The 22,045-nt window shown below is 55.3% G+C and carries 24 protein-coding genes and 1 tRNA gene; 17 read left to right on the forward strand and 8 right to left on the reverse strand.

What is annotated here, in order from left to right; all coding sequences use genetic code 11:
- Nucleotides 1–65: 65 nt before the first annotated feature.
- The 3 genes from V6F91_RS16285 to V6F91_RS16295 form a co-directional block, all read right to left on the reverse strand.
- The gene (locus tag V6F91_RS16285) at nucleotides 66–803 is read right to left on the reverse strand and encodes a hypothetical protein (RefSeq protein ID WP_332766128.1); all 738 of its coding nucleotides are present in this window, start codon (nucleotides 801–803) and stop codon (nucleotides 66–68) included.
- Nucleotides 804–901: 98 nt separating this feature from the next.
- Entirely contained in the window at nucleotides 902–1,267 is a 366-nt protein-coding gene (locus V6F91_RS16290) for a hypothetical protein (RefSeq protein ID WP_332766130.1), read from the reverse strand.
- A gap of 171 nt (nucleotides 1,268–1,438) precedes the next feature.
- On the reverse strand, nucleotides 1,439–1,768 hold the full coding sequence (locus tag V6F91_RS16295) for a hypothetical protein (RefSeq protein WP_332766132.1): 330 nt from the start codon (nucleotides 1,766–1,768) through the stop codon (nucleotides 1,439–1,441).
- Between the two features lie 166 nt (nucleotides 1,769–1,934).
- Here V6F91_RS16295 and V6F91_RS16300 point away from each other — a divergent pair, with 166 nt between their 5' ends.
- On the forward strand, nucleotides 1,935–2,195 hold the full coding sequence (locus V6F91_RS16300) for a DUF6429 family protein (protein ID WP_332766134.1): 261 nt from the start codon (nucleotides 1,935–1,937) through the stop codon (nucleotides 2,193–2,195).
- Between the two features lie 213 nt (nucleotides 2,196–2,408).
- Here V6F91_RS16300 and V6F91_RS16305 read toward each other — a convergent pair whose 3' ends face one another.
- From V6F91_RS16305 to V6F91_RS16315, 3 genes are all read right to left on the reverse strand, one after another.
- A complete protein-coding gene (locus V6F91_RS16305; protein WP_332766136.1) occupies nucleotides 2,409–2,999 on the reverse strand; it encodes a hypothetical protein in 591 nt (196 codons plus the stop codon).
- Between the two features lie 902 nt (nucleotides 3,000–3,901).
- Entirely contained in the window at nucleotides 3,902–4,318 is a 417-nt protein-coding gene (locus V6F91_RS16310) for a hypothetical protein (RefSeq protein WP_332766138.1), read from the reverse strand.
- A 1-nt stretch (nucleotide 4,319) separates the two neighbouring features.
- Nucleotides 4,320–4,874, reverse strand: coding sequence for a Panacea domain-containing protein (locus V6F91_RS16315; protein WP_332766140.1), 555 nt, complete (start codon nucleotides 4,872–4,874; stop codon nucleotides 4,320–4,322).
- A 450-nt stretch (nucleotides 4,875–5,324) separates the two neighbouring features.
- On the opposite strand from V6F91_RS16315, the gene V6F91_RS16320 reads away from it, so the two are divergent.
- The 6 genes from V6F91_RS16320 (at nucleotide 5,325) to V6F91_RS16345 (ending at nucleotide 10,732) form a co-directional block, all read left to right on the forward strand.
- Complete coding sequence (locus tag V6F91_RS16320) at nucleotides 5,325–6,191, forward strand: hypothetical protein (RefSeq protein ID WP_332766142.1); 867 nt, start codon at nucleotides 5,325–5,327, stop codon at nucleotides 6,189–6,191.
- Nucleotides 6,169–6,585 carry a hypothetical protein gene (locus V6F91_RS16325; protein ID WP_059403154.1) on the forward strand — a complete coding sequence of 139 codons (417 nt, stop codon included), beginning with the start codon at nucleotides 6,169–6,171 and terminating at the stop codon, nucleotides 6,583–6,585. The genes V6F91_RS16320 and V6F91_RS16325 overlap by 23 nt, the downstream gene beginning before the upstream one ends.
- 265 nt (nucleotides 6,586–6,850) lie before the next feature.
- Complete coding sequence (locus V6F91_RS16330) at nucleotides 6,851–8,686, forward strand: hypothetical protein (RefSeq protein WP_332766146.1); 1,836 nt, start codon at nucleotides 6,851–6,853, stop codon at nucleotides 8,684–8,686.
- A gap of 500 nt (nucleotides 8,687–9,186) precedes the next feature.
- Nucleotides 9,187–9,726, forward strand: coding sequence for a PAAR domain-containing protein (locus tag V6F91_RS16335; RefSeq protein ID WP_332766148.1), 540 nt, complete (start codon nucleotides 9,187–9,189; stop codon nucleotides 9,724–9,726).
- Complete coding sequence (locus V6F91_RS16340; protein ID WP_332766150.1) at nucleotides 9,726–10,448, forward strand: N-acetylmuramoyl-L-alanine amidase; 723 nt, start codon at nucleotides 9,726–9,728, stop codon at nucleotides 10,446–10,448. The genes V6F91_RS16335 and V6F91_RS16340 overlap by 1 nt, the downstream gene beginning before the upstream one ends.
- On the forward strand, nucleotides 10,445–10,732 hold the full coding sequence (locus V6F91_RS16345) for a hypothetical protein (protein WP_332766152.1): 288 nt from the start codon (nucleotides 10,445–10,447) through the stop codon (nucleotides 10,730–10,732). The genes V6F91_RS16340 and V6F91_RS16345 overlap by 4 nt, the downstream gene beginning before the upstream one ends.
- 230 nt (nucleotides 10,733–10,962) lie before the next feature.
- Here the strand turns inward: V6F91_RS16345 and V6F91_RS16350 are convergent.
- Nucleotides 10,963–11,047: transfer RNA gene (locus tag V6F91_RS16350), tRNA-Leu, on the reverse strand.
- A gap of 108 nt (nucleotides 11,048–11,155) precedes the next feature.
- Between V6F91_RS16350 and queA the strand changes: the two genes are divergently transcribed.
- From queA to V6F91_RS16380, 6 genes are all read left to right on the forward strand, one after another.
- Nucleotides 11,156–12,220, forward strand: coding sequence for a tRNA preQ1(34) S-adenosylmethionine ribosyltransferase-isomerase QueA (gene queA, locus V6F91_RS16355; protein ID WP_332766154.1), 1,065 nt, complete (start codon nucleotides 11,156–11,158; stop codon nucleotides 12,218–12,220).
- A gap of 14 nt (nucleotides 12,221–12,234) precedes the next feature.
- Nucleotides 12,235–13,350, forward strand: coding sequence for a tRNA guanosine(34) transglycosylase Tgt (gene tgt / locus V6F91_RS16360; protein ID WP_332766156.1), 1,116 nt, complete (start codon nucleotides 12,235–12,237; stop codon nucleotides 13,348–13,350).
- Nucleotides 13,351–13,393: 43 nt separating this feature from the next.
- On the forward strand, nucleotides 13,394–13,732 hold the full coding sequence (gene yajC, locus V6F91_RS16365; RefSeq protein ID WP_007916913.1) for a preprotein translocase subunit YajC: 339 nt from the start codon (nucleotides 13,394–13,396) through the stop codon (nucleotides 13,730–13,732).
- 65 nt (nucleotides 13,733–13,797) lie between these two features.
- Nucleotides 13,798–15,666, forward strand: coding sequence for a protein translocase subunit SecD (gene secD / locus V6F91_RS16370; RefSeq protein WP_332766159.1), 1,869 nt, complete (start codon nucleotides 13,798–13,800; stop codon nucleotides 15,664–15,666).
- Nucleotides 15,667–15,675: 9 nt separating this feature from the next.
- A complete protein-coding gene (secF, locus tag V6F91_RS16375; protein WP_332766161.1) occupies nucleotides 15,676–16,590 on the forward strand; it encodes a protein translocase subunit SecF in 915 nt (304 codons plus the stop codon).
- Nucleotides 16,591–16,711: 121 nt separating this feature from the next.
- Nucleotides 16,712–17,260 (forward strand): glycine zipper 2TM domain-containing protein, encoded by a 549-nt coding sequence (locus V6F91_RS16380; RefSeq protein WP_007956693.1) that lies wholly within the window; start codon nucleotides 16,712–16,714, stop codon nucleotides 17,258–17,260.
- A gap of 242 nt (nucleotides 17,261–17,502) precedes the next feature.
- Here V6F91_RS16380 and suhB read toward each other — a convergent pair whose 3' ends face one another.
- A complete protein-coding gene (gene suhB, locus V6F91_RS16385) occupies nucleotides 17,503–18,321 on the reverse strand; it encodes an inositol-phosphate phosphatase (RefSeq protein WP_090286039.1) in 819 nt (272 codons plus the stop codon).
- A gap of 145 nt (nucleotides 18,322–18,466) precedes the next feature.
- Between suhB and trmJ the strand changes: the two genes are divergently transcribed.
- From trmJ to V6F91_RS16405, 4 genes are all read left to right on the forward strand, one after another.
- Nucleotides 18,467–19,237: a tRNA (cytosine(32)/uridine(32)-2'-O)-methyltransferase TrmJ gene (gene trmJ / locus V6F91_RS16390; RefSeq protein ID WP_208939864.1), complete on the forward strand. Its 771-nt coding sequence runs from the start codon at nucleotides 18,467–18,469 to the stop codon at nucleotides 19,235–19,237.
- Nucleotides 19,238–19,240: 3 nt separating this feature from the next.
- The gene (gene cysE, locus V6F91_RS16395; protein WP_090288629.1) at nucleotides 19,241–20,017 is read left to right on the forward strand and encodes a serine O-acetyltransferase; all 777 of its coding nucleotides are present in this window, start codon (nucleotides 19,241–19,243) and stop codon (nucleotides 20,015–20,017) included.
- Between the two features lie 238 nt (nucleotides 20,018–20,255).
- The gene (gene iscR / locus V6F91_RS16400) at nucleotides 20,256–20,747 is read left to right on the forward strand and encodes a Fe-S cluster assembly transcriptional regulator IscR (RefSeq protein ID WP_003227911.1); all 492 of its coding nucleotides are present in this window, start codon (nucleotides 20,256–20,258) and stop codon (nucleotides 20,745–20,747) included.
- 47 nt (nucleotides 20,748–20,794) lie between these two features.
- On the forward strand, nucleotides 20,795–22,009 hold the full coding sequence (locus tag V6F91_RS16405; RefSeq protein WP_332766168.1) for an IscS subfamily cysteine desulfurase: 1,215 nt from the start codon (nucleotides 20,795–20,797) through the stop codon (nucleotides 22,007–22,009).
- Nucleotides 22,010–22,045: the final 36 nt, after the last annotated feature.

Here is a 22,045-nt window from a genome sequence, read left to right on the forward strand (position 1 = left end):
CAAAGCTCAAGGCGCACAGGCTGGCGATGATAACGCAGCCGGCGCCTTGAGCGCTTAAGCGAGGCTTAAGAGGCGGCTTTTTGTACTTTCAGCGCCAGCAAGCGCCATTCCCCAGCGGTCGCGTCAACCCGCGGCTGCTCTTGCACAGAGCAATCGAAACGGTAGGTGACATCGTCGCCATTCATGTTGCGCGCGGTGACGCTGTTGCTGAACGTGTAGACCTGATTTTTGAAGCGATGGCTGACCAGCGCTTTGCTGTCGGCAAAACGCGCCGATGCGGGATAGCGCAGGGTGCTGGTCACGAACGGGCTGCACATCACATAGGCAATCATCGACTTGTCTGCCTGATCGTCGCTGCGCAATTTTTTGTTCAGCGCAGCCAGGGCCATGCGACCCTCATAGTCGCTTTGATTCAGCACCGTCTGTACCGCCATGGTTTTTGGCGCCCGGCTGGCGTAGTTCGGCAACAACGCCGAGTCGGCAGGGGAAGGCGCTTCGTCCGGCTCGATGGCCGCAAACGCTGGCGCATCTTTCAGCTCGGCGGTGGGCGTGACTGCCTCAGCTTCAGGCAACACAGAGGTCGGCTCGACGTTTTGCGCCACGACACTCTCGGGCTGCTCGGCTTTATACGCAGAAGGAAACAGCGACAGCGTGATCGACAACACCACCAACCCGACAATGAAACCGCCCGCCGCGCCAACGATGTTGCTGTAGAAAATATTCCAGCTACCGCGGTTCTTCACCACCCAGCGCCACATCAAACCCCAGACCGCGACAAACGCCAGAAAACGCAGAAACTCCATTTGATCCTTTCCCTTGAACCTTCATAACCTGAAAACGGCACTCATCGACGGTGTGCCAAAGATGGCCGGCAAGATAACAAAATAGACGCGCCGTCCGGTTACGGTTGCGGAAAATAATTCGCCGCCAGAAACACCAGAGTGACCATCCCCGCAGCGAAACCACAGACCCCCGCGAGCAGTTGCCGGGCAACCGGATGCGCTGGCTGTCGCCGCTTGGCCATCCACAACCACACCCCCGCCAGGACGCCGGCGCTGGTCATGAAACTCACCAGGCTGCCATGCAGTCCGGGCGTTGCCATGGTAGTGCCGAACAGCCCGTCATAAATCAACGTGAAGACGATGCCCGCCACCACAGCGCTGCCAGCCCCGGCAAGGTTGGCCAGCAGCAGATTCCAGTTCCCACGCTGGCGCACGACCCAAAACCACATGGCAGCCATGACCCCTGCACACAACAAAGCATCCATCGAATTTTCCTTCTTTCCACGAGACAGAGACGACGACTGGAAGCGTCAGTAGAGAGTGGACGGCAAGATAGCAAAATAGTAGCGTCGCGCCATGCCTTCTATTAGGTGGACTGCGCATCGCTGATCAGAAGAAATACCGGGATGTTTTCTCAAGCAATGCCCGCGCGGCATTCAAAGAATGTCTCGCAAATACCCCTTGATCGCGAGCAGCGGCTGCCCCAACTGCTCCAGCGATTGCGCCTGACTCAACTGCGCCGACAATTTGCTCAACTCCCGCCCCAACGGCTTCTCAACCCCGCCCAACGCATCCATCGCCAGGCTCAGGCATTCGTTCATCTTGAACTGAATCGCCTGCACATCGCCGCGCTTGAGCAACAGCTCGAAAATGTCCTTCTGGTAATCACCCATGACCATGTCATCATGCAGAATCGGGCTCAGGCCTTCCTCCTCGTAGGCGAGTTTGAGGGAGAAGAGGGCGATGGTTTCCAGTGAGGTTTCCATGGGGTGTCTTGTCAGTTGAATGGAGGACTTGAGTCCGGAGTGCGCACGATATGCCCGCGGCAGGTCGTTGTGCGGCGTGATTATACGAGCGGCTGGCGCAGCGTTTACATTCATTTTGATGTGGCGGTTTGATTAGAGCGGTCTGAACATCAGTGGAGTAACTACCATGGAATACGACGAAAAATTGATCGACGACGCCGTCCTTGCCTTGCTGGCGGCTTACGCCTCCGACCGTGGTCATACCTGGAAAGGCTATGACTTCGAGATCATGAACCGTTTGCACGAGCAGGATTTGATCAGTGATCCGGTTAACAGGAACAAATCGGTTTGGCTGACGGAGGAGGGGTTGGAGCGGGGGCGGGCGATGGCGGCGCGGTTGTTTGGGGGAAGTGCTCAGGCTGAGCCTGCAAACGACTCCGACACCTGAGTCCGTGCATGTCACGTGCGACCCGCGCGGTGGTGAGTCTTCAGCGTTGCGCGTCCACTTTAATGCAGACGAAAAAAAGGCCTTGCAAAGCAAGACCTTTCTTAATTTTGGTGCCCGAGGGAGACTATCGGGTTCCATATAATACGTGGCTTGCAGGCTGATTATACAATCTGGGATACAAGTAGGGATACAGGCCCCGGCTCGCTGGCTGGCCTATCGTTCTGGCGGGGCCAAGCGATAGGTGTAAAAAGCGGTACCGCCCATGACGATCGCACCCATCGTGCAGAAGAGGATCAGACCTTGGATGCTGAGTAAAAATTTCAGGGTGTCATTGAGTTTTGGTCTTTTCTTTATAGCGCGCTCCATAACGCTCGCGCGGAGCTTGGCCGCCAACTCAACCTTCATTGCGCTATGGGCAGCGCGCCGGATGTTCTCTTCAACCCTGTTATTGGGTAAGTCCGTGATGGCGTCCTTGTAAAAGGCAGTGGCGTCCTGGCAGTAGTAGTCCTTGTTCGAATCATTATTTTTCTGAGCATCTATGCAGATCTCGATGTAGTCCAGTGCTCGCTGATCAAAGGTGTCCTGTTGCTGCATCAGATATTCGGCAAAGAAGTCTTCTGTGTTCTTTCCGAACTCACCGACCAACAACGTCAGGTAGAAACAATAAGACCCCATCACAAGCACACCGACCGCGGCCATCAGCGTCGCCCTGCTCCATGGGCGCTTCGCAGCCTTCAGAGCAATCGTTTTCGCCAGCCCGACGCCTTCTATGAGGGTGTCCATTGCTTCTTTAACTTGGCCCATCACTCTGTCTCCACTTAGATAACGCCTGCTGACCCACCAGATGCTGGTGTGATTAGGTCAGGCAAATGACAGAGACGATATCGGCCGCTGCCACGGATACCTGATGTTGGCGAGTATCGAGGCGAGGTTTGCGAGGCGTAGCTGAAACTCGCTGGGGACCCTGAGGGATTCCGTAAGGTACGGGGTCGGAAACCCGCGAGACTGTGGTAGCGGGAGATGCTGCAGCTTACCGAAATTTCAAAGTTGAAATTGAAAGGATCTTGAAGAAGAAAGGACATCGTTACCGTACCGGTAATGGTGGCCTTGGATCGATTGTTTCGTAGTGCAGATGCACAGGTGAACAGGCAGTTCACCCGGTTCACCTGTTCACTAAGCTGGGGGTTCTCCCGCTAACACGGTCCGGCGGGTTTTCGACCCCGTGTCTAAAGGAAAACCTCAGGGGCCCCAGCCACTCGGAGGGACACACACCTGACGTTCGCTGGTGGGATTGATGCTTCCGGGGAGCGGGGGGATACATCCCTCCAAATGTGGTGTAACTCATGTAACTGGTGTAACGAATGTCGCTAAGTGATTGTATTTATTGAGTATTTCGTAAGTTACACTTACTTCGCACACCAGCCTAGAGACGTGTATCCCTGCTATCTGGTGTAACACTTCTGATGCGTGAGAAATCAATGAGCGAGGTCACGCGTGTGATGCTGAAGGAAAGAGTGCTCGCGCTCCCGGCCTGCTCAATAGATGCGGTTAGCGGTCTTTATTCAGGCCGCCAGCTCTGCGTGCGATTAGTCGGCTGTAGCAACAGGCCGCTTTAGGCCAAAAGCAGACATCGGCAAGCGACCGCTGTCGGCCAAAAGAAGAGCCTCAATAGGGTCGTGCCAAAGCAAGTTCGTACAGGAGGGGGCTTACCTTGGAGCCAAACTGCCGTCGATCATCGACTCTTGCGCCTCGCTAATGTCATCCGATCCCTTAGCGCAAAACTGCACGTCCCGCGTGAACGCATTTCCAAGATGGCCGATCCTGAAAACATCGCCGGTCGCTAACCCCTGTGTCAGTTTATTCTCGCTGATCTCATAAAAATCACTCAGGCAGACCCAAGTATTTTTGTGGAAGCAAGTGGAGTTAGCAGGAAAGAAGAAAGCAGCAAATCTGTTGGCGCTTTGACATCCGAAGTCATTTCGGTAGTGATGCCCTTGCGATGTGGTTTTGGCCACCAGAACAATTCCATTTTTCAAGTTACCCAGCACAACCAAGTACTTGTCTTTGGTTGTGCCATCAGCAAACAAGAAATCTTTATGGAGATATACTGTTCCTGGGGTCACATCATTTCCTTAATGTGGCGACCAACTCTGCTCGATCGGCGGCAAGCCTCATAACGGCGTCCTCCTCCTGCCTGCGTACAGCCATCCGGTACGGGATGTTCTCTTGCTTTCGCCCCTGAACCTCGTAGATTTGATGCCACGGCAGGTTTTCGAGGTGAGTTTCTTCCACCATTTGCTCCGCGTCAGAATTTCTAAATTGATCTGCCAAACTATGCATGATCCGAAGCTCACGCTTCGTAAAGTGAGACGAGTCAAATTCGCTCAAAGCCTCAACTCGAAGCATCTGACCTTTCGCCGTAGATAGGAACTCGAACGAGCAGTTTCCATCCCAGTCTTGCTCTGGGCGCCTGAGTTCCTCGAATAGTTCGGTGGGTACAGGCCCCATAGGCCACGCAAAATACTCCAGCCCGGTGACGGGCCGGCCAGTATCTCTAAAATGCGTAAAGTCTAAGAAATACAGGAGCTTAAAAAGCTTTGTCTTTCCCAGCTTTCGCGTATTTTTCGCAAAAAACTTGACCGCTTCGATCAGCTTTTCACGTTCATGGTTGATTAGCATAGGTGTCAGGATAGCTCAATGCGAGACCTCAGCTCTACAGCACTCGACCATTGGCATGGCTATGAGCTCGCACGCTTGCGACACGGTTATCGCAGGCTAAACGACTAAGGCCGAGCCAGGCTTAGAGATTCGAAGGCACTCTGGGTTGTAGCAACAAAGGCTGAGTACATCTGTGGACAGTGGATTTGCCAGATACCCACATCTGGGGTACTGTTTGGATGAACAGTGTTCTGAGAGGCGACGCTAGGACGTCACTACGCCATGCATCCTAGAAGACGAAGACATTTTGCCACCATTGGAATTAGAATCAGCGACCTTCTGGTTCTGGAGGTGCGAGGCTCTAATCAGATCGTTCAGATCGTTCAGACCGTTTAGCGCGTCTACTGATCGTGCAGAAGAGAGTTTTCAGGTAGCCCTAGTGCTATTAATCATTCATGGAAGTAGGTCGCAATGCACGAGACGCTGAAGATCAAGATCGATTTTGCCAAGGAACGTCGCAGACCTGCCGAAATATTCCAGGCCATGAGCAGCTACATAGAAGCTTACCAGGCACTCGGGCAAGTTATTGCAACGAGCGTTGGCGCAACAGACGACTTTGAACTTCGATTGGAAAATGTCGAGACGGGATCGATAGCGAGTTTGCTGAAGTCCGTTCCAGGGAGGGTAAGAACGTGGGTAGAAGATGCTGTTTTTGATGCCGGTGTGAAATTAGCGGATGAACTTTCTGAAATCGACTCAACCAGCACAGAAGAAGACGTAGACCTCTTGGCGGCTAAGCTCGAAACTCACTTGAGTCAGTTTGATTTTGGGCAAACAGTGGATCCAATGATCGATCGAAAAGCTTTGGCAATGGCTTTGAGTAAACTTTCGGAAGCCAACAAACGATTGCTTCCAGAAGAGAGTGCTACGGCTACCCTGACTGAAGCTCACTGCGTAACTCCTATCAACACGCATTGGCGCTTCAATGCTAATCCCAAAGATATGTTTTTGGGAACAAAGGAAAGCCATATTGGTGTTGATAAACTTTATGTTAGGGCTCCTGTCAATATAGGCAAGGGTGCATGGGCCATGTTAAGTGTCAGCACTGGGAGTCGATACAATGCCAATATTTCTGATCTCGGCTGGCTAGAAGGGTATCAGGATGGGCTGATAAAACCTATCGGCCCAAAAGATGTTATGGAGGCTGAAGTTGCCTATGAAATTTACACGCCGCCCGCTGGGAAAGGTAAGCCTTTCATATCCAGCGCGAAAATTAAAAGGGTGATTGACATCCATCGAGATGTGGGGCTTCAGCATGAACCCAGACCTCTCCTCTAGAGACCGGAAGGCTATTTTAGCCGAACTTATGTCCGAGTACCTTTTCATCGTGATTCCCTTCACGATGCTGGTACTCATTAAGCTGTATGCTTACACATGGCAGGAAATTGTGCTTTCAGCTGATTGGTCGCTGGGGTCTTGCATAATTTTTGGACAGGTAGCAGTAAAAATGACGAGGTCGGCCATCAAGCACCGTACTACCGATGATAGGTTTCTGGCCTGGTATGCTTCCAAACGCTTCTTCATGGTAGCGGTGTCTTTGTTGTTCTATTTTGGGATGATTGCGCAGCCAACCTTGAAGCTGGGATTTGCGCAATTTATTGTGTTTGGGCTTGCCAGTTACTTTCACTTCAAAGATGGCGTGGCGGCGAGAGTCCTTGAAGCGCAAACATAAGTCTGAAAAGTCTTAAAGAAAAGCATTGCTGACGGATTTCACTTAAGGTGGGTGTCCGAGTTTTTTGCAACGAGCAGAGTGGCAAGGAGTATGAGGTTAAGGATGTAGTCCTCATCTTAAACTCGCCGGTGGAACGCACGAAGCTTGCTATAGTTGCTTGTGGGCGATGATGTCCGAAAAATAGCATCCGACCGCGAGCGTCTGTGCTCGGCGCAAAAGCGAATGCTTCATCTGAGTATTCGGTTAAAGTATAAAAACTTATTCAATGGCATCGATAAACTTCGTTCGTTTAGGGTTGCGGCCGGGTGTATTTGACTTTGTACTCAATTCGAGCTTAGCTTGTATCAACCAGATAATGATTTTAATCAAGCATTTTGTCGCGTGTGCTTGCGGCAGTAAACCTTCTCTATTTATCGTTTTATCACCGCGTTGGGGACTGATTATGCTCAGTGATGACGGCTATGCAAAACTCTCTCACCCGCTATTGGACACATTTAGTCAAATTGAGGCATCACAGCCTGGTCTTGCTTCTTGTCTTGATGCTTTGGGTTTATATCATCCCACGCAATATGTTCTTAGATTGAGTTATTCAGTACACAAGCTGGTCGATAGCGTCACTAAAAAAAAGAACGGTGATATCACTTGGGAAGAGTTTCAAGCTTTTTCGACATATCTCCACGAAACCGTTCACTGGTGGCAATTCATTGGCTCAACCATAGGCTTTATGTTGAGCATGGGTTATCCCGCGCAAACGCATAATAATATGGAAGCGCTGCAACACCTCGCAAAATCGAAGAAAGCCAAAAAGCCACTCATGGCGTGGGCTGAGTCGGAGATGCGCAGAGGCAAAGATCATACGGATCCAGACATTGCACATGCTAACACCGTAACGAACAATACGTTGGATATAGCGTTTTACAGATCGCTGATCATGAATGCTTCGGCCATTAAACAGGTGGCAACTTTAAATTATTTTGAGTCAAAGGCTCATGCTTTCAACGTTGCATACAATGCAACATTAAATATCCTAAAAAGCATGTTTGATCCTGAGTCGGAGTTTCTTCCTAATCCTGACGCTTGGCACGATGATTTTGAGAGTAACAAGGTCGCCAAACTTAGCGGGTTTTTCTATGGGGGCCCTATAAAGCTATATCCTATTCGAGGGTTTGATATAATTGAAGGTCAGGCTAGGTTTATTCAGCTACAGTTTCTGTCATCTGTAACCAAAAATAAGATAACGTTCGAGCAAGTTGATAAAGAGGGTTACCTACAAGGAGTATATGGTGAGGCGTTCAGGTTGTTTCTGCAGTTGACAAATAGTGAGGCACCTAAGCTAATCGATAGCCCTCTTGTAGCGCTGTATCTTCTTATTTGTGATATATCACTTAATCCTTCAGAAGGTTTCCCAAAGGCTGTAACTTGCACTAAGGATTTCATTAGTGTTGCCGATTGTAATTATCGGTTTCTAGCACTTTGCAGGGCTGTGAAAGAAAACTCCTACTTAAAATTTCATATTAAGGATTACAGCAAAAAAGAATACCTCGAGGTGGCGCAAATACTGACGCAGAGCAGTGGCCTCGAGCATCCATATGAAATACCTACATTGATATCTACATGGAAAAAAGACAGAGGCTCAATCCAAGAGCTATTAAGGCAGCAAGACAGTTTTGATTACGATCCAGAAAGTATTGCCATTCGCGTCCTCTTCTCGCATTTTATAACTTTTAACTTGGACAAGCTTGAGGCTCCAGAATTTTTCTGTTGGGCAGGAAAAAATTTTACGTTTGGAGAGGAGTTTAGGAAGTATCAAGATATCTGGTTGAGAAATTTATCATTGTATAGTGATCATTCTGAAGAGCAGACGATTTTGCCACGTATGATTCCTGGAAAAGCTGAAGCCAATATAAAAAAGACGTTCAATGCGTTTTACGCTGCGAACCTTGTATATAACTTGAGTAGTCAGTGGGTGACTGGGCAGGGGGAATTTAAATATGAGTTCTCTTGGCTTACAGAGCGAGAAGATTCTGGAGTAATAAAGGATAAAACAAGTCGCATGTTTGAAAGTATTTTTAGTATCCATCCTGACGATATTAGCTGCTGAATCGTTTTAGTCGGCCCTTGATGGTAGGTTTTGATTGTATTGGCAGATATGTAGCTTTTTAGGGTGAGGGGCTTAAGTAGGATATGGCTGGTGTGCACTGGAAGGGAGTTTAGTTGGCGGACTATGTCGATAATTGCGGCCTTGGGTTATTTGTATGTGGAAGACCCGGAATTAATAATTCTATTCATTTCAACGGTATTTATTCTGAGATTTGATGCGCAAGTTGAAATGAGGACGCTAGGCACGTCAAATATCAAATGCTCAATTGAGTCAAATTCAGCCTGAAGTAGACGTCAGCTATTGGTCGAAAGTGGTCGCTCCAGAACGTCCGCTTTTGGCCGTAAGCGGACATTCACAAGCGCTTGTTTGTATACGGCCGCTGACATACGTAGGCTGCGAAATCCATCGTGCTGGCTATTGCGTAGGTCCAGTTCAGACGGACCGGGTCTATTGATTTCTGATAAGGTCGCTTCATAGATGATCATGACAAGGAGTCAATTGTGGCGAAGCCAGCAGCACGTTTAACCGATCCGACCAGTTGCCCGATGCCTGGACATGGCGCCAAAGCCATCGCCTCAGGCTCTCCTGACGTTTTCTTCGATGGGCTAGCCGCCGCTCGTAAAGGCGACACCTGCACGTGCGGTAGCGCGTTGGTTTCCGGCGTCTCAGCGACCGTTTTTATCAACGGGAAAAACGCAGCTTTGGTTGATACTGTCGGAACGCACGGTGACGTTGTAGTCGGCGGCTCCGGCACCGTGATCATCGGTGATTCGCATACGCCTGCTCCATTCGTCCCTCCCATGCCTCTTGCGATCCAGAAGACCTATGGTCAAGCGTTCAGCGTTACCGACAGCGAAACGGGTACTCCGTTGGCATTCCGTGACTTCGTGGCGACGGTCAACGGTGTAGAAACCACAGGCGTTACCGACGCCAACGGTATTGCTCACGTTAAGACGCCGTCCCCCGATGCGAAAATTTCACTGCACGTCATGTTCAGCGCTCCGGCACGGACACTCCATGAGCTGGCGGAGGGCGTGTGATGACCAATCTATTCGCGACTCAAGCGACCGCCCAGGAAATCAAGCCAGGCGAGTTCATGTGTCCGATACCTATTACTGTGAATGATCGAGCTGCGACGCGTGAAGCGATCATCAAGAAGGTCCGTTCACTGAACACGACGTTCGTAGAGCGTTCTTCTTGGGGGGCCTTGAAGGGCAAGCCAGATATGGTGATGGATTGGGACTACACCATGATCGCCCTGCACCACGCCGGCCGCAGCCACAGCTGCACACCTGGTGCCGAGCAGATGCAGGAAATCCAGAAGGGGCACCTAAGCCAGAAATATGACGATATCGGCTATCACTTCGGTATTGATTGCACCGGGCAAGTTTATGAGGGCCGCGACATACGCCTTCAAGGTTCGAGTGTCCTGAAATTCAATACAGGCCTGATTGGCATTGTTTTACTGGAAAACCTGACAACAGCGGAGGAGGGCGGGGATTGGGTCTCGAAGGGCCGTGTTGCGCTTGATAGCCTCGGATACAGCACGACCAATGTGATACCTGCTGCTCAGATCACCGCGTTGATGCATCTGATCGACGCGCTTAAAAGTGTGTTTGTGATCAAGCATTTTGGCGGTCACCGGGAATACCCAGGTCAAGCATCTGAAGGCAAGATCTGTCCCGGAAATATCGGCATGGAGTTGGTCAGGAATCTCAGAGCAAAAACTCAACTACTCCCACCTCCGGCGCCGCAACAATGAAGAAGCTGATTGCGCTGATGGTTTTGATTCTGGTGAGCGTGCTTTACCTCGGATATTACGAAGCGCTGGAAGATGGTGACATAGAAACCATCCTGTTCATCAAGAAGCATCCGACGTTTCAGATGAAGTTTTACAACATCCACGCCAATGACGGCGAAATTCGGCGAGTCGAACGACTTACGGACGAGGAGCGAAACTGGATCATTGATTACTGCAGATATCGGCTGGGCATCGACACCGATCTGAAAACACAAAACGATGTTGAAGTGTGCAGAAAAAAATAGTTGGCTGGGATTCAAAAAAGGCTTCTTCGGAGGCCTTTTTTTATCGGCGACAATTTGCTCAGCAGGTCTTTGTCTCGTGGGTGCCGTGCTTGGTTTCGAATCTTCCTGCGTCTGATCCTCGGCGCGGTTGTTGAAGGCAAGCTTCTGCGTCCCCGGCATACGAAAACCCAACAGCCCACTTTTCCACAGACGAAAAAAAAGGCCTTGCAAAGCAAGACCTTTCTTAATTTTGGTGCCCCGAGGGAGACTCGAACTCCCACTCCTTTCGAAAACGGATTTTGAATCCGCCGCGTCTACCAATTCCGCCATCAGGGCTCAATGGCGGCGAAGTATAGAGAGGTCATTACCGTTGGTCAATCACGTTTCATGGTCAATTTTTGATATTTCCGCTAGACTTTCCGGCCCTGCTAGACGAACCCCATCATGCGCGTTGCTGACTTTACTTTCGAGCTTCCTGATTCGCTGATCGCCCGCCATCCTTTGGCCGAGCGTCGCGGTAGTCGCCTGCTGACCCTCGATGGGCCGAGCGGCGCCCTGGCACACCGTCAATTCACTGATTTGCTTGAGCATTTGCGCCCGGGCGATTTGATGGTGTTCAACAATACCCGGGTGATTCCGGCGCGGCTGTTCGGGCAGAAAGCGTCCGGCGGCAAGCTGGAAATTCTTGTCGAGCGCGTGCTCGACAGCCACCGCGTGCTGGCGCATGTGCGCTCGAGCAAGTCGCCGAAGCCGGGTTCGAAGATTCTTATCGACGGCGGTGGCGAAGCCGAGATGCTGGCGCGTCACGATGCGTTGTTCGAACTGGGCTTCGCTGAAGAAGTGCTGCCGCTGCTCGATCGTGTCGGGCACATGCCGTTGCCTCCTTATATAGACCGCCCGGATGAAGGCTCGGATCGCGAGCGTTATCAGACCGTGTACGCGGAGCGCCTGGGCGCGGTGGCGGCGCCGACGGCGGGGCTGCATTTCGATCAGCCGTTGCTGGAGGCGATTGCGGCCAAAGGCGTCGAAACTGCGTTCGTCACGCTGCACGTTGGTGCGGGGACGTTCCAGCCGGTGCGCGTCGACAAGATCGAAGATCACCACATGCACACCGAATGGCTGGAAGTCGGCCAGGACGTGGTCGATGCGGTGGCAGCGTGCCGCGAGCGCGGCGGTCGAGTGGTCGCGGTCGGCACGACCAGCGTGCGTTCGCTGGAGAGTGCGGCGCGCGATGGTGTGCTCAAGCCGTTCAGTGGCGACACTGACATCTTTATCTACCCGGGCCGGCCGTTTCATGTGGTCGATGCCTTGGTGACCAATTTCCATTTGCCGGAATCGACGCTGTTGATGCTGGTTTCGGCGTTTGCCGGTTACCCCGAGACCATGGCTGCCTACAAAGCCGCGGTCGACAACGGTTACCGCTTTTTCAGCTACGGTGATGCGATGTTCATCACCCGCAATCCCGCTCCAACTGCCCCTGAACAATCAGGCCCAGAGGAAACAGAATGAGTCGCGAATGTCGAATGTCCTTTGAGCTGCTGGCCACCGATGGCAAGGCTCGCCGTGGTCGCCTGACCTTTCCGCGTGGCACCGTCGAGACCCCGGCGTTCATGCCGGTCGGCACCTACGGCACGGTCAAGGGCATGTTGCCGCGTGACATCGTCGCCACGGGCGCGGAGATCATTCTGGGCAACACCTTCCACCTGTGGCTGCGTCCCGGCACGCAGGTGATCAAGGAGCACGGCGACCTGCACGATTTCATGCAGTGGAAAGGTCCGATCCTGACCGACTCCGGCGGCTTCCAGGTGTTCAGCCTCGGTGCGATGCGCAAGATCAAGGAGGAGGGCGTGACCTTCGCCTCGCCGGTCGATGGTGCGAAAGTGTTCATGGGCCCGGAAGAATCGATGCAGGTGCAGCGCGATCTCGGCTCCGACATCGTGATGATCTTCGACGAATGCACGCCATACCCGGCTGACGAAGATGTGGCTCGCGTATCGATGGAGCTGTCGTTGCGTTGGGCCCAGCGCTCGAAGAACGCCCATGGTGACAACACCGCGGCGCTGTTCGGCATCGTCCAGGGTGGCATGCATGAAAGCCTGCGCATGCGCTCGCTCGAAGGCCTCGACAAGATCGGCTTCGACGGCCTCGCCATCGGCGGTCTGTCGGTGGGTGAACCGAAGCACGAAATGATCAAGGTGCTCGATTACCTGCCGGGGCAGATGCCCGCTGACAAACCTCGTTACCTTATGGGCGTTGGCAAACCGGAAGATCTGGTTGAGGGTGTGCGCCGCGGTGTGGACATGTTCGATTGCGTGATGCCAACCCGTAATGCCCGCAATGGGCATCTGTTCATTGATACCGGCGTGCTGAAGATCCGTAACGCGTTCCATCGCCATGATGAATCGCCGCTGGATCCGACCTGCGATTGCTATACCTGCCAGAACTTCTCGCGCGCTTATCTGCATCACCTGGACAAGTGCGGCGAAATGCTCGGCAGCATGCTCAATACCATCCATAACTTGCGCCATTATCAGGTGCTGATGGCTGGTTTGCGCGAGGCTATTCAACAGGGTACATTGGCCGCCTTTGTCGATGCCTTCTACGCCAAACGCGGACTTCCCGTTCCGCCTTTGGACTGAGTTTTCTGACCCCAAGATTCAACATTTGCAACTGGAGTGCTAAATGAGCTTTTTTATCTCTAACGCCATGGCTGACGCAGCTGCACCGGCTGCTGCAGGCCCAATGGGCGGCGGCTTCGAGTGGATTTTCCTGGTCGGCTTCCTGGTCATCTTCTACCTGATGATCTGGCGTCCACAGGCCAAGCGCGCCAAAGAGCAGAAGAACCTGCTGAGCAGCCTGCAGAAAGGCGACGAAGTCGTGACCACTGGCGGCATCGCCGGCAAGATCACCAAGGTTGCCGATGACTTCGTGGTTCTGGAAGTCTCCGACACCGTTGAAATGAAGTTCCAGAAAGGCGCCATCGCCGCCACGCTGCCAAAAGGCACGCTGAAAGCGATCTAAGAGCAACAACTTCTACTCAATCGACGGGGCGCGCAAGGCGCCCCGCGTTCATAACGGGCGGCGTGATGCTGAACAAATACCCTCTGTGGAAATACATTCTGATCCTGGCGGTGCTGGCGATCGGTCTGATTTATTCCGCTCCCAATCTTTACCCCGATGACCCGGCCATTCAGATCAGCGGCGCCAGCACGGCTCTGCAGGTCAATCAGGCCGATCTGGATCGCGTCAGCACGGCGCTGAAAGAGTCCGGCATCAACGTCAAGGCAGCCACGCTGACCGCGGGCGGCAAGGGCGGTCTGATCCGTCTGGGCAAGGCCGAAGACCAGCTGCCGGCCAAGGACGTTGTGCGCAAGGCGTTGGGTGATGACTACGTCGTCGCGCTGAACCTGGCACAGACCACTCCGCAATGGCTGCGCAATCTGGGTGCGCACCCGATGAAGCTGGGTCTGGACTTGTCCGGTGGTGTGCACTTCCTGCTGGAAGTGGACATGGACAAAGCCCTCGATGCACGCCTGAAAGTCTACGAAGGCGACGTCAAGAGCCTGCTGCGCAAAGAGAAACTGCGCTATCGCAGCCTGCCGCAACTGGGCGGTGCCATTCAGCTGGGCTTCGCTGACGAAGACGCCCGCGAACAGGCCCGCAGCCTGATCCGCAAGAACTTCAACGATTTCGACATTGTTCCGGCTGACCTCAACGGTCAAGCGGTGCTGCGTCTGGCGATGACCCCGGCCAAGCTGGCGGAAATCCGTGAATACTCCATCAAGCAGAACCTGACCACGGTGCGTAACCGTGTCAACGAGCTGGGTGTTGCCGAACCGATCGTGCAGCGTCAGGGCGCCAACCGTATCGTGGTTGAACTGCCAGGCGTGCAGGACACCGCCGAAGCCAAGCGTATTCTCGGCAAGACGGCCAACCTTGAGTTCCGTCTGGCCGCTGAGCCTGGCGCTTCGAAAGCCACTTCCGAGTCGTTCGAATTCCGTGAGGGCAATCGTCCGCCAGCGCAGATCGAACGTGGTCTGATCATCACCGGTGACCAGGTCACCGACGCCAAGGCCGGTTTCGGCGAGCACGGCACGCCGGAAGTGAACATCCGTCTGGATGGCCACGGTGGCGAGCTGATGAGCCGCGCAACCCGTTCCAATGTCGGTCGCAGCATGGCGGTGATCTTCATCGAGCAGCGCCCGGTGACGACTTACACCAAACAGGTGGTCAACGGCGTCGAGAAAGACGTGCCGGTGCAGACCTTCAAGGAAGAGAAGAAGATCATCAGCCTGGCGACCATTCAGTCGCCGCTGGGTGCGCAGTTCCGTATCACCGGCCTGAACGGCCAGGGCGAATCGTCCGAGCTGGCGCTGCTGCTGCGTGCCGGTGGTCTGGCGGCGCCGATGTACTTCGCCGAAGAGCGCACAATCGGTCCGAGCCTGGGTGCTGACAACATCACCAAAGGTATCGACGCGTCGCTGTGGGGCATGCTGTTCGTGTCGCTGTTCATCATCGCCATCTACCGCTTCTTCGGCGTTATCGCCACTGTCGCACTGGCGGTGAACATGGTGCTGTTGCTGGCGCTGATGTCGCTGCTGGGTGCCACACTGACCCTGCCGGGCATCGCCGGTATCGTGCTGACCATGGGTATGGCGGTCGACGCCAACGTGCTGATCTTCTCGCGGATCCGTGAAGAGATCGCCGCCGGCATGACCGTGCAGCGTGCAATCAACGAAGGCTTCGGCCGGGCATTCACCGCGATTCTCGACGCCAACCTGACCACCTTGCTGGTCGGCGGCATTCTCTTCGCCATGGGCACCGGCCCGGTGAAGGGCTTCGCAGTGACCATGTCCCTCGGGATCTTTACCTCGATGTTCACGGCCATCATGGTGACCCGCGCAATGGTCAACCTGATCTTTGGCGGGCGTGACTTCAAGAAGTTGTGGATTTAAGGGGCTGCCATGTTACGTACAATCAACTTCATGGGCGTTCGCAACTTCGCGTTCGGCGTCACGGTTTTTCTCACGCTGCTGGCGGTATTCAGCGTTGTCACCAAAGGCATGAACTGGGGCCTGGACTTCACCGGCGGTACGCTCATCGAGCTGACCTACGAGCGTCCGGCCGATGTCACCAAGGTCCGCGAGCAGTTGGCGACCTCGGGTTACCACGACGCCATCGTGCAGAACTTCGGCGCCACGACTGATCTGTTGGTGCGTATGCCGGGTGAAGACCCGCAGCTCGGCCACCAGGTTGCGGAAGCGCTGCAGAAAGTCGGCGGCGACAACCCGGCGACGGTCAAGCGTGTCGAGTTCGTCGGCCCGCAGGTCGGTGAAGAGCTGCGCGACCAGGGCGGCCTCGGCATGCTGCTGGCGCTGGGCGGCATCCTGATCTACCTGGCTTTCCGCTTTCAGTGGAAGTTCGCGGTCGGCGCTATCGTGTCGCTGATCCACGACGTGATCGTGACCATCGGCATCCTGTCGTTCTTCCAGATCACCTTCGACCTGACGGTGCTGGCGGCAGTGCTGGCGATCATCGGTTACTCGCTGAACGACACCATCGTCGTGTTCGACCGGGTTCGCGAGAACTTCCGTGTCCTGCGCAAGGCCTCGCTGATCGAGAACATCAATATCTCGACCACCCAGACCCTGCTGCGCACCATGGCGACGTCGATCTCGACCTTGCTGGCGATCGCGGCGCTGCTGTTCTTCGGCGGCGACAACCTGTTCGGCTTCTCCATCGCGCTGTTCATCGGCGTGCTGGCGGGTACGTACTCGTCGATCTACATCGCCAACGTAGTACTGATCTGGCTGAACCTGACCACCGAGGATCTGATTCCTCCGGCCAACACCGAGCAGGAAGTCGACGACCGTCCATAACGGCCCTCGAAATCCCGGCTGTCAGGTCACTAAAGGCGCGAGTTGAACTCGCGCCTTTTTTTGTGCTCCAAGGCTGGGAGAAGCGCGGGCGCATCCCGCATGTGATGGTCAGGAGGTTCATGTGAACAAGTCGTTGCTGGTTGGTGCGGTATTGGGTGCTGTCGGTGTTACAGCCGGGGGTGCTGTTGCCACCTACAGCCTGGTTAAAAGCGGCCCTGAGTATGCGCAAGTGCTAGCCGTTGAGCCGGTCAAGACACAGATCAAGACTCCACGTGAAGTGTGCAAGGATGTAACGGTGACCCGTCAGGCACCGGTAAAAGATCAACACCAGATCGCCGGGACCGTGGTCGGCGCGCTGGCCGGTGGTTTGCTGGGCAACCAGATCGGCGGCGGCACCGGCAAGAAGATTGCCACGGTGGCCGGTGCGGTCGGTGGCGGTTATGCGGGCAACAAGGTGCAGGAGGGCATGCAGGAGCGTGACACCTACACCACCACGCAAACCCGCTGCAACACGGTCAATGACATCAGCGACAAGGTCGTCGGCTACGACGTGCGTTACTCGCTCGATGGCAAGGAAGGCAAAGTGCGGATGGACCGCGATCCGGGCAACCAGATTCCGGTCGACAAGGAAGGCAAGCTGATCCTGTCGCAGAATGAGCCGGGTCAGTAAGGCGCCACTGTTTTGAAAAGAAGCACCCTGCGGGGTGCTTTTTTTGTGCCTGGGATTTATGGCTGCCCGCGATCCTCACCTGTGGGAGCGAGCCTGCTCGCGAATGCGGTCCAACAGTTGATATTTCCTTTGCTGACACGCCCCATTCGCGAGCAAGCTCGCTCCCACAGGGTTTTGTGGTGTTTGGGAATGCGGGCATAAAAAAAGCACCCCGAAGGGTGCTTTTCTGATTCGTCCGAAGCTTAGCGCTTCAGCGAAGCCGGCAGGTGCGGCTGGATCGCCGTCAGGACTGCCTTGAAGCATTTGGTGTTGCCGGCAACGATGTGGCCTTTTTCGAGGAAGTCGTGACCGCCGGTGAAGTCGCTCACCAGGCCGCCGGCCTCTTGAATCAGCAGGGCGCCTGCCGCCATGTCCCACTCGGACAGACCCGACTCCCAGAACGCATCGAAACGACCGGCAGCCACGTAGGCCAGGTCCAGACTCGCTGCGCCAGCGCGGCGGATGCCGGCGGTCTGGCCTACCAGGGAGCGAAACATGCCCAGATAGTTGTCGAGGTTGTCCATCTGGTCGTTACGGAACGGGAAACCGGTGCCCAGCAGGGCGCCGTCGAGGCTGGTGCGGCCGCTGACGCGCAGGCGACGACCGTTCAATTGTGCGCCGCGGCCACGGCTGGCAGTGAATTCTTCCTGGCGCACCGGGTCCAGAACCACGGCGTGTTCCAGGCGACCACGGTATTTGCAGGCGATGCTGACCGCGAAGTGCGGAATGCCACGCAGGAAGTTGGTGGTGCCGTCCAGCGGATCGATGATCCACAGGTACTCTTCGCCTTCGATGCCGGTGCCGGCGTGCAGGCCGGTCTCTTCACCCCGGATCGAGTGATTCGGATAAGCCTTGCGCAGGGCATCGATGATTTTCTGTTCAGCGGCGCGATCGACCTCGGATACGTAATCCTTGGCGTCTTTTTCGTCGACCTTGATGGTATCCAGGCGCTCGATGGAGCGGAAGATCAGTTCACTGGCGCTGCGGGCGGCGCGCAGCGCGATATTCAGCATGGGCTGCATGGATGTGTCACCTAAGGTTGTTAAAGAAAGCCGCGCATTCTATCAGAACTTTTCTTCAGGTGAAGGACGCTGTTCGCTTTCATAGCTTAACGGTAGGCTGTTCTGTAAGATTTGCCCCCCTTTCCAATGTCCGAGAGCGCCTCCCTTGCTGCAGAACATTCGTGTCGTCCTGGTCAATACCAGCCACCCCGGCAACATCGGCGGGGCCGCGCGCGCCATGAAAAACATGGGTCTGTCGCGGCTGGTGCTGGTCGAGCCACGCCAGTTTCCGCACCACGAAGCCGATGCCCGAGCATCCGGTGCCGGAGACATCCTTGAAAACGCGCAAGTCGTCGCCACGTTGGAAGACGCACTGGTCGGCTGCAATCTGGTGCTCGGCACCAGTGCGCGGGATCGCCGTATTCCATGGCCACTGCTCGATCCGCGCGAGTGCGGGACCAAAGTCGTGGAAGAGGCCGGGCAGGGCGCCGAAATCGCTTTGGTGTTCGGGCGTGAAGATTCCGGCCTGACCAACGAAGAGTTGCAGCGATGTCACTTCCACGTGCACATCCCTTCCGACCCGACGTTCAGTTCGCTGAACCTTGGAGCGGCGGTGCAGGTGTTGAGCTACGAAGTGCGCATGGCCTGGCTGGCCTCGCAGGGTCAGCCGAGCAAGGTCGAGAAAGAAGAAGTGGCTTCGGTGAAAAGCGCCGAGCTGGCGACCATGGATGAGCTGGAGCGCTTTTACGAGCATCTGGAGCAAACATTGGTCGCGATTGAGTTTCTCGATCCGGAAAAGCCGCGCCACTTGATGGCGCGCCTGCGCCGGTTGTACGGACGCAGCTCGGTCAGCCGGGCGGAAATGAATATTTTGCGGGGCATTCTCACGGAAACCCAGAAAGCGGCCCGTGGTGAGCTTCTTAAGCGGAAGGACTGAATGATGTTTGAGCGTTTGCGTGAAGATATCCAGAGCGTATTCCATCGAGACCCGGCGGCGCGTAACGCTTTTGAAGTCCTGACCTGCTACCCCGGCATGCATGCGATCTGGATTCATCGCCTGGCCGGCATGCTCTGGCGCAACGATCTGAAGTGGCTGGCGCGACTGGTGTCGAACTTTGGCCGTTGGCTGACCGGGATCGAGATTCATCCGGGTGCCAAGGTCGGGCGGCGATTCTTCATCGACCACGGCATGGGCATCGTTATCGGTGAGACCGCCGAGATCGGCGATGACGTGACCATCTATCAGGGCGTGACCCTTGGCGGCACTAGCTGGAACAAGGGCAAGCGCCACCCGACGCTGGGTGACGGTGTGGTGGTCGGTGCGGGCGCCAAGGTGCTCGGTCCGTTCACGGTCGGTGCCGGTGCCAAGGTCGGTTCCAATGCTGTGGTGACCAAAGAAGTGCCGCCGGGCGCCACCGTGGTCGGGATTCCGGGGCGCATCATCGTCAAGTCCGATGAAGAGCAGGACGCCAAGCGCAAGGCCATGGCCGAGAAAATCGGTTTCGACGCCTATGGTGTCAGCGAAGACATGCCTGACCCGGTGGCGCGCGCCATCGGCCAGTTGCTCGATCACCTGCAAGCGGTTGACGGTCGGCTGGAAGGCATGTGCGGCGCATTGAAGGATCTGGGCAGCAATTACTGTGCGAAAGATCTGCCTGAGCTGCGTGAAGAAGACTTTGCCTGTGTGAAGGGCAAAGACGAATCCAAAGCCAGCTAGACCGCAGCGCGGCCTTCGCGAGCGGGCTCGCTCCCACAGATGAACGCATTCCAATGTGGGAGCGAGCCCGCTCGCGAAGAACGATAACGCGGTACCTCTGGCTGCATGCCGCCAGCCTTTGCTATAGTGCGCGCGCTCTTTTGCGGGTAAACCCGACTAAAGCACTAGGTCTTATAGTTGACTTAAATGCTCGGGAATTGCATACTCCCGCCCATTCTGAACTCCGTGGTAACTGTCCATGCGACTGACTACAAAAGGCCGATACGCCGTGACCGCCATGCTTGACCTGGCGTTGCACGCGCAGCACGGGCCGGTGTCCCTGGCCGATATCTCCGAGCGCCAAGGCATCTCCCTGTCCTACCTCGAACAGCTGTTCGCCAAACTGCGCCGCAGCAACCTGGTTTCCAGTGTTCGCGGTCCGGGTGGTGGCTACCAGTTGTCCCGCGACATGCAGGGCATCCAGGTCGCCCAGGTGATCGATGCGGTGAACGAATCGGTCGATGCCACCAAGTGCCAGGGCCAGGGCGATTGCCATTCCGGCGACACCTGCCTGACCCACCATCTGTGGTGCGACCTGAGCCTGCAGATTCACGAATTTCTAAGTGGTATCAGCTTGGCTGATCTTGTGACTCGCCGTGAGGTGCAAGAAGTAGCCCAGCGTCAGGACCAGCGCCGTTGCAACAGCAAGGCGCCACGCCTGGACAAGATTGAAGCGTCCGCCGTCGAATGACCGCCAGAGAGCCAACGGCACGCCAGCCCTGATTTAGGAGATAGTCCATGAAATTGCCGATTTACCTTGATTACTCTGCGACCACCCCGGTTGATCCGCGTGTTGCGCAAAAAATGAGTGAATGCCTGCTGGTTGACGGAAACTTCGGCAACCCGGCGTCGCGCTCCCACGTGTTCGGCTGGAAGGCTGAAGAGTCGGTCGAAAACGCTCGTCGTCAGGTGGCCGATCTGGTCAATGCCGATCCGCGCGAAATCGTCTGGACCTCCGGTGCCACCGAGTCCGACAACCTGGCAATCAAGGGTGCGGCACATTTCTACGCCTCCAAGGGCAAGCACCTGATCACCAGCAAGATCGAACACAAGGCCGTTCTCGACACCATGCGCCAACTGGAGCGTGAAGGTTTCGAAGTAACCTACCTTGAGCCGACCGAAGACGGTCTGATCACTCCGGCGATGATCGATGCGGCCCTGCGCGAAGACACCATTCTGGTGTCGGTCATGCACGTGAACAACGAAATCGGCACCGTCAACGACATCGCTGCAATTGGCGAACTGCTGCGCGCCAAGGGCGTGCTGTTCCACGTCGACGCCGCTCAGTCCACTGGCAAGGTCGACATCGACCTGCAGAAACTGAAAGTCGACATGATGTCGTTCTCCGCCCACAAGACCTACGGCCCTAAAGGCATCGGCGCGCTGTACGTCAGCCGCAAGCCGCGTGTGCGCATCGAGGCGACCATGCACGGCGGCGGTCACGAGCGTGGCATGCGTTCCGGCACCCTGGCGACTCACCAGATCGTGGGTATGGGCGAAGCGTTCCGTGTGGCCAAGGAAGACATGGCCGCTGAAAACGTACGCATCAAAGCCTTGAGCGACCGTTTCTACAAGCAGGTCGAACATCTGGAAGAGCTGTACGTCAACGGCAGCCTGACCGCCCGCGTTCCGCACAACCTGAACCTGAGCTTCAACTACGTTGAAGGCGAGTCGCTGATCATGGCTCTCAAGGATCTGGCGGTATCGTCCGGTTCGGCGTGCACCTCGGCGTCGCTGGAGCCTTCGTACGTATTGCGCGCCCTGGGCCGCAACGACGAACTGGCACACAGCTCGATCCGCTTTACCTTCGGCCGCTTCACCACCGAAGAAGAAATCGACTACGCCGCGCAGAAAGTCTGCGAGGCCGTTACCAAGCTGCGCGCTCTGTCGCCGCTGTGGGACATGTACAAAGATGGCGTCGATATCTCGAAAATCGAGTGGGCGGCACACTAACCAAAGAAGCCGCCGGATACAGGTCCTGTAGCGACG

It is taken from the genome of Pseudomonas koreensis, assembly GCF_036668835.1.
Taxonomy (GTDB): domain Bacteria; phylum Pseudomonadota; class Gammaproteobacteria; order Pseudomonadales; family Pseudomonadaceae; genus Aquipseudomonas; species Aquipseudomonas koreensis_I.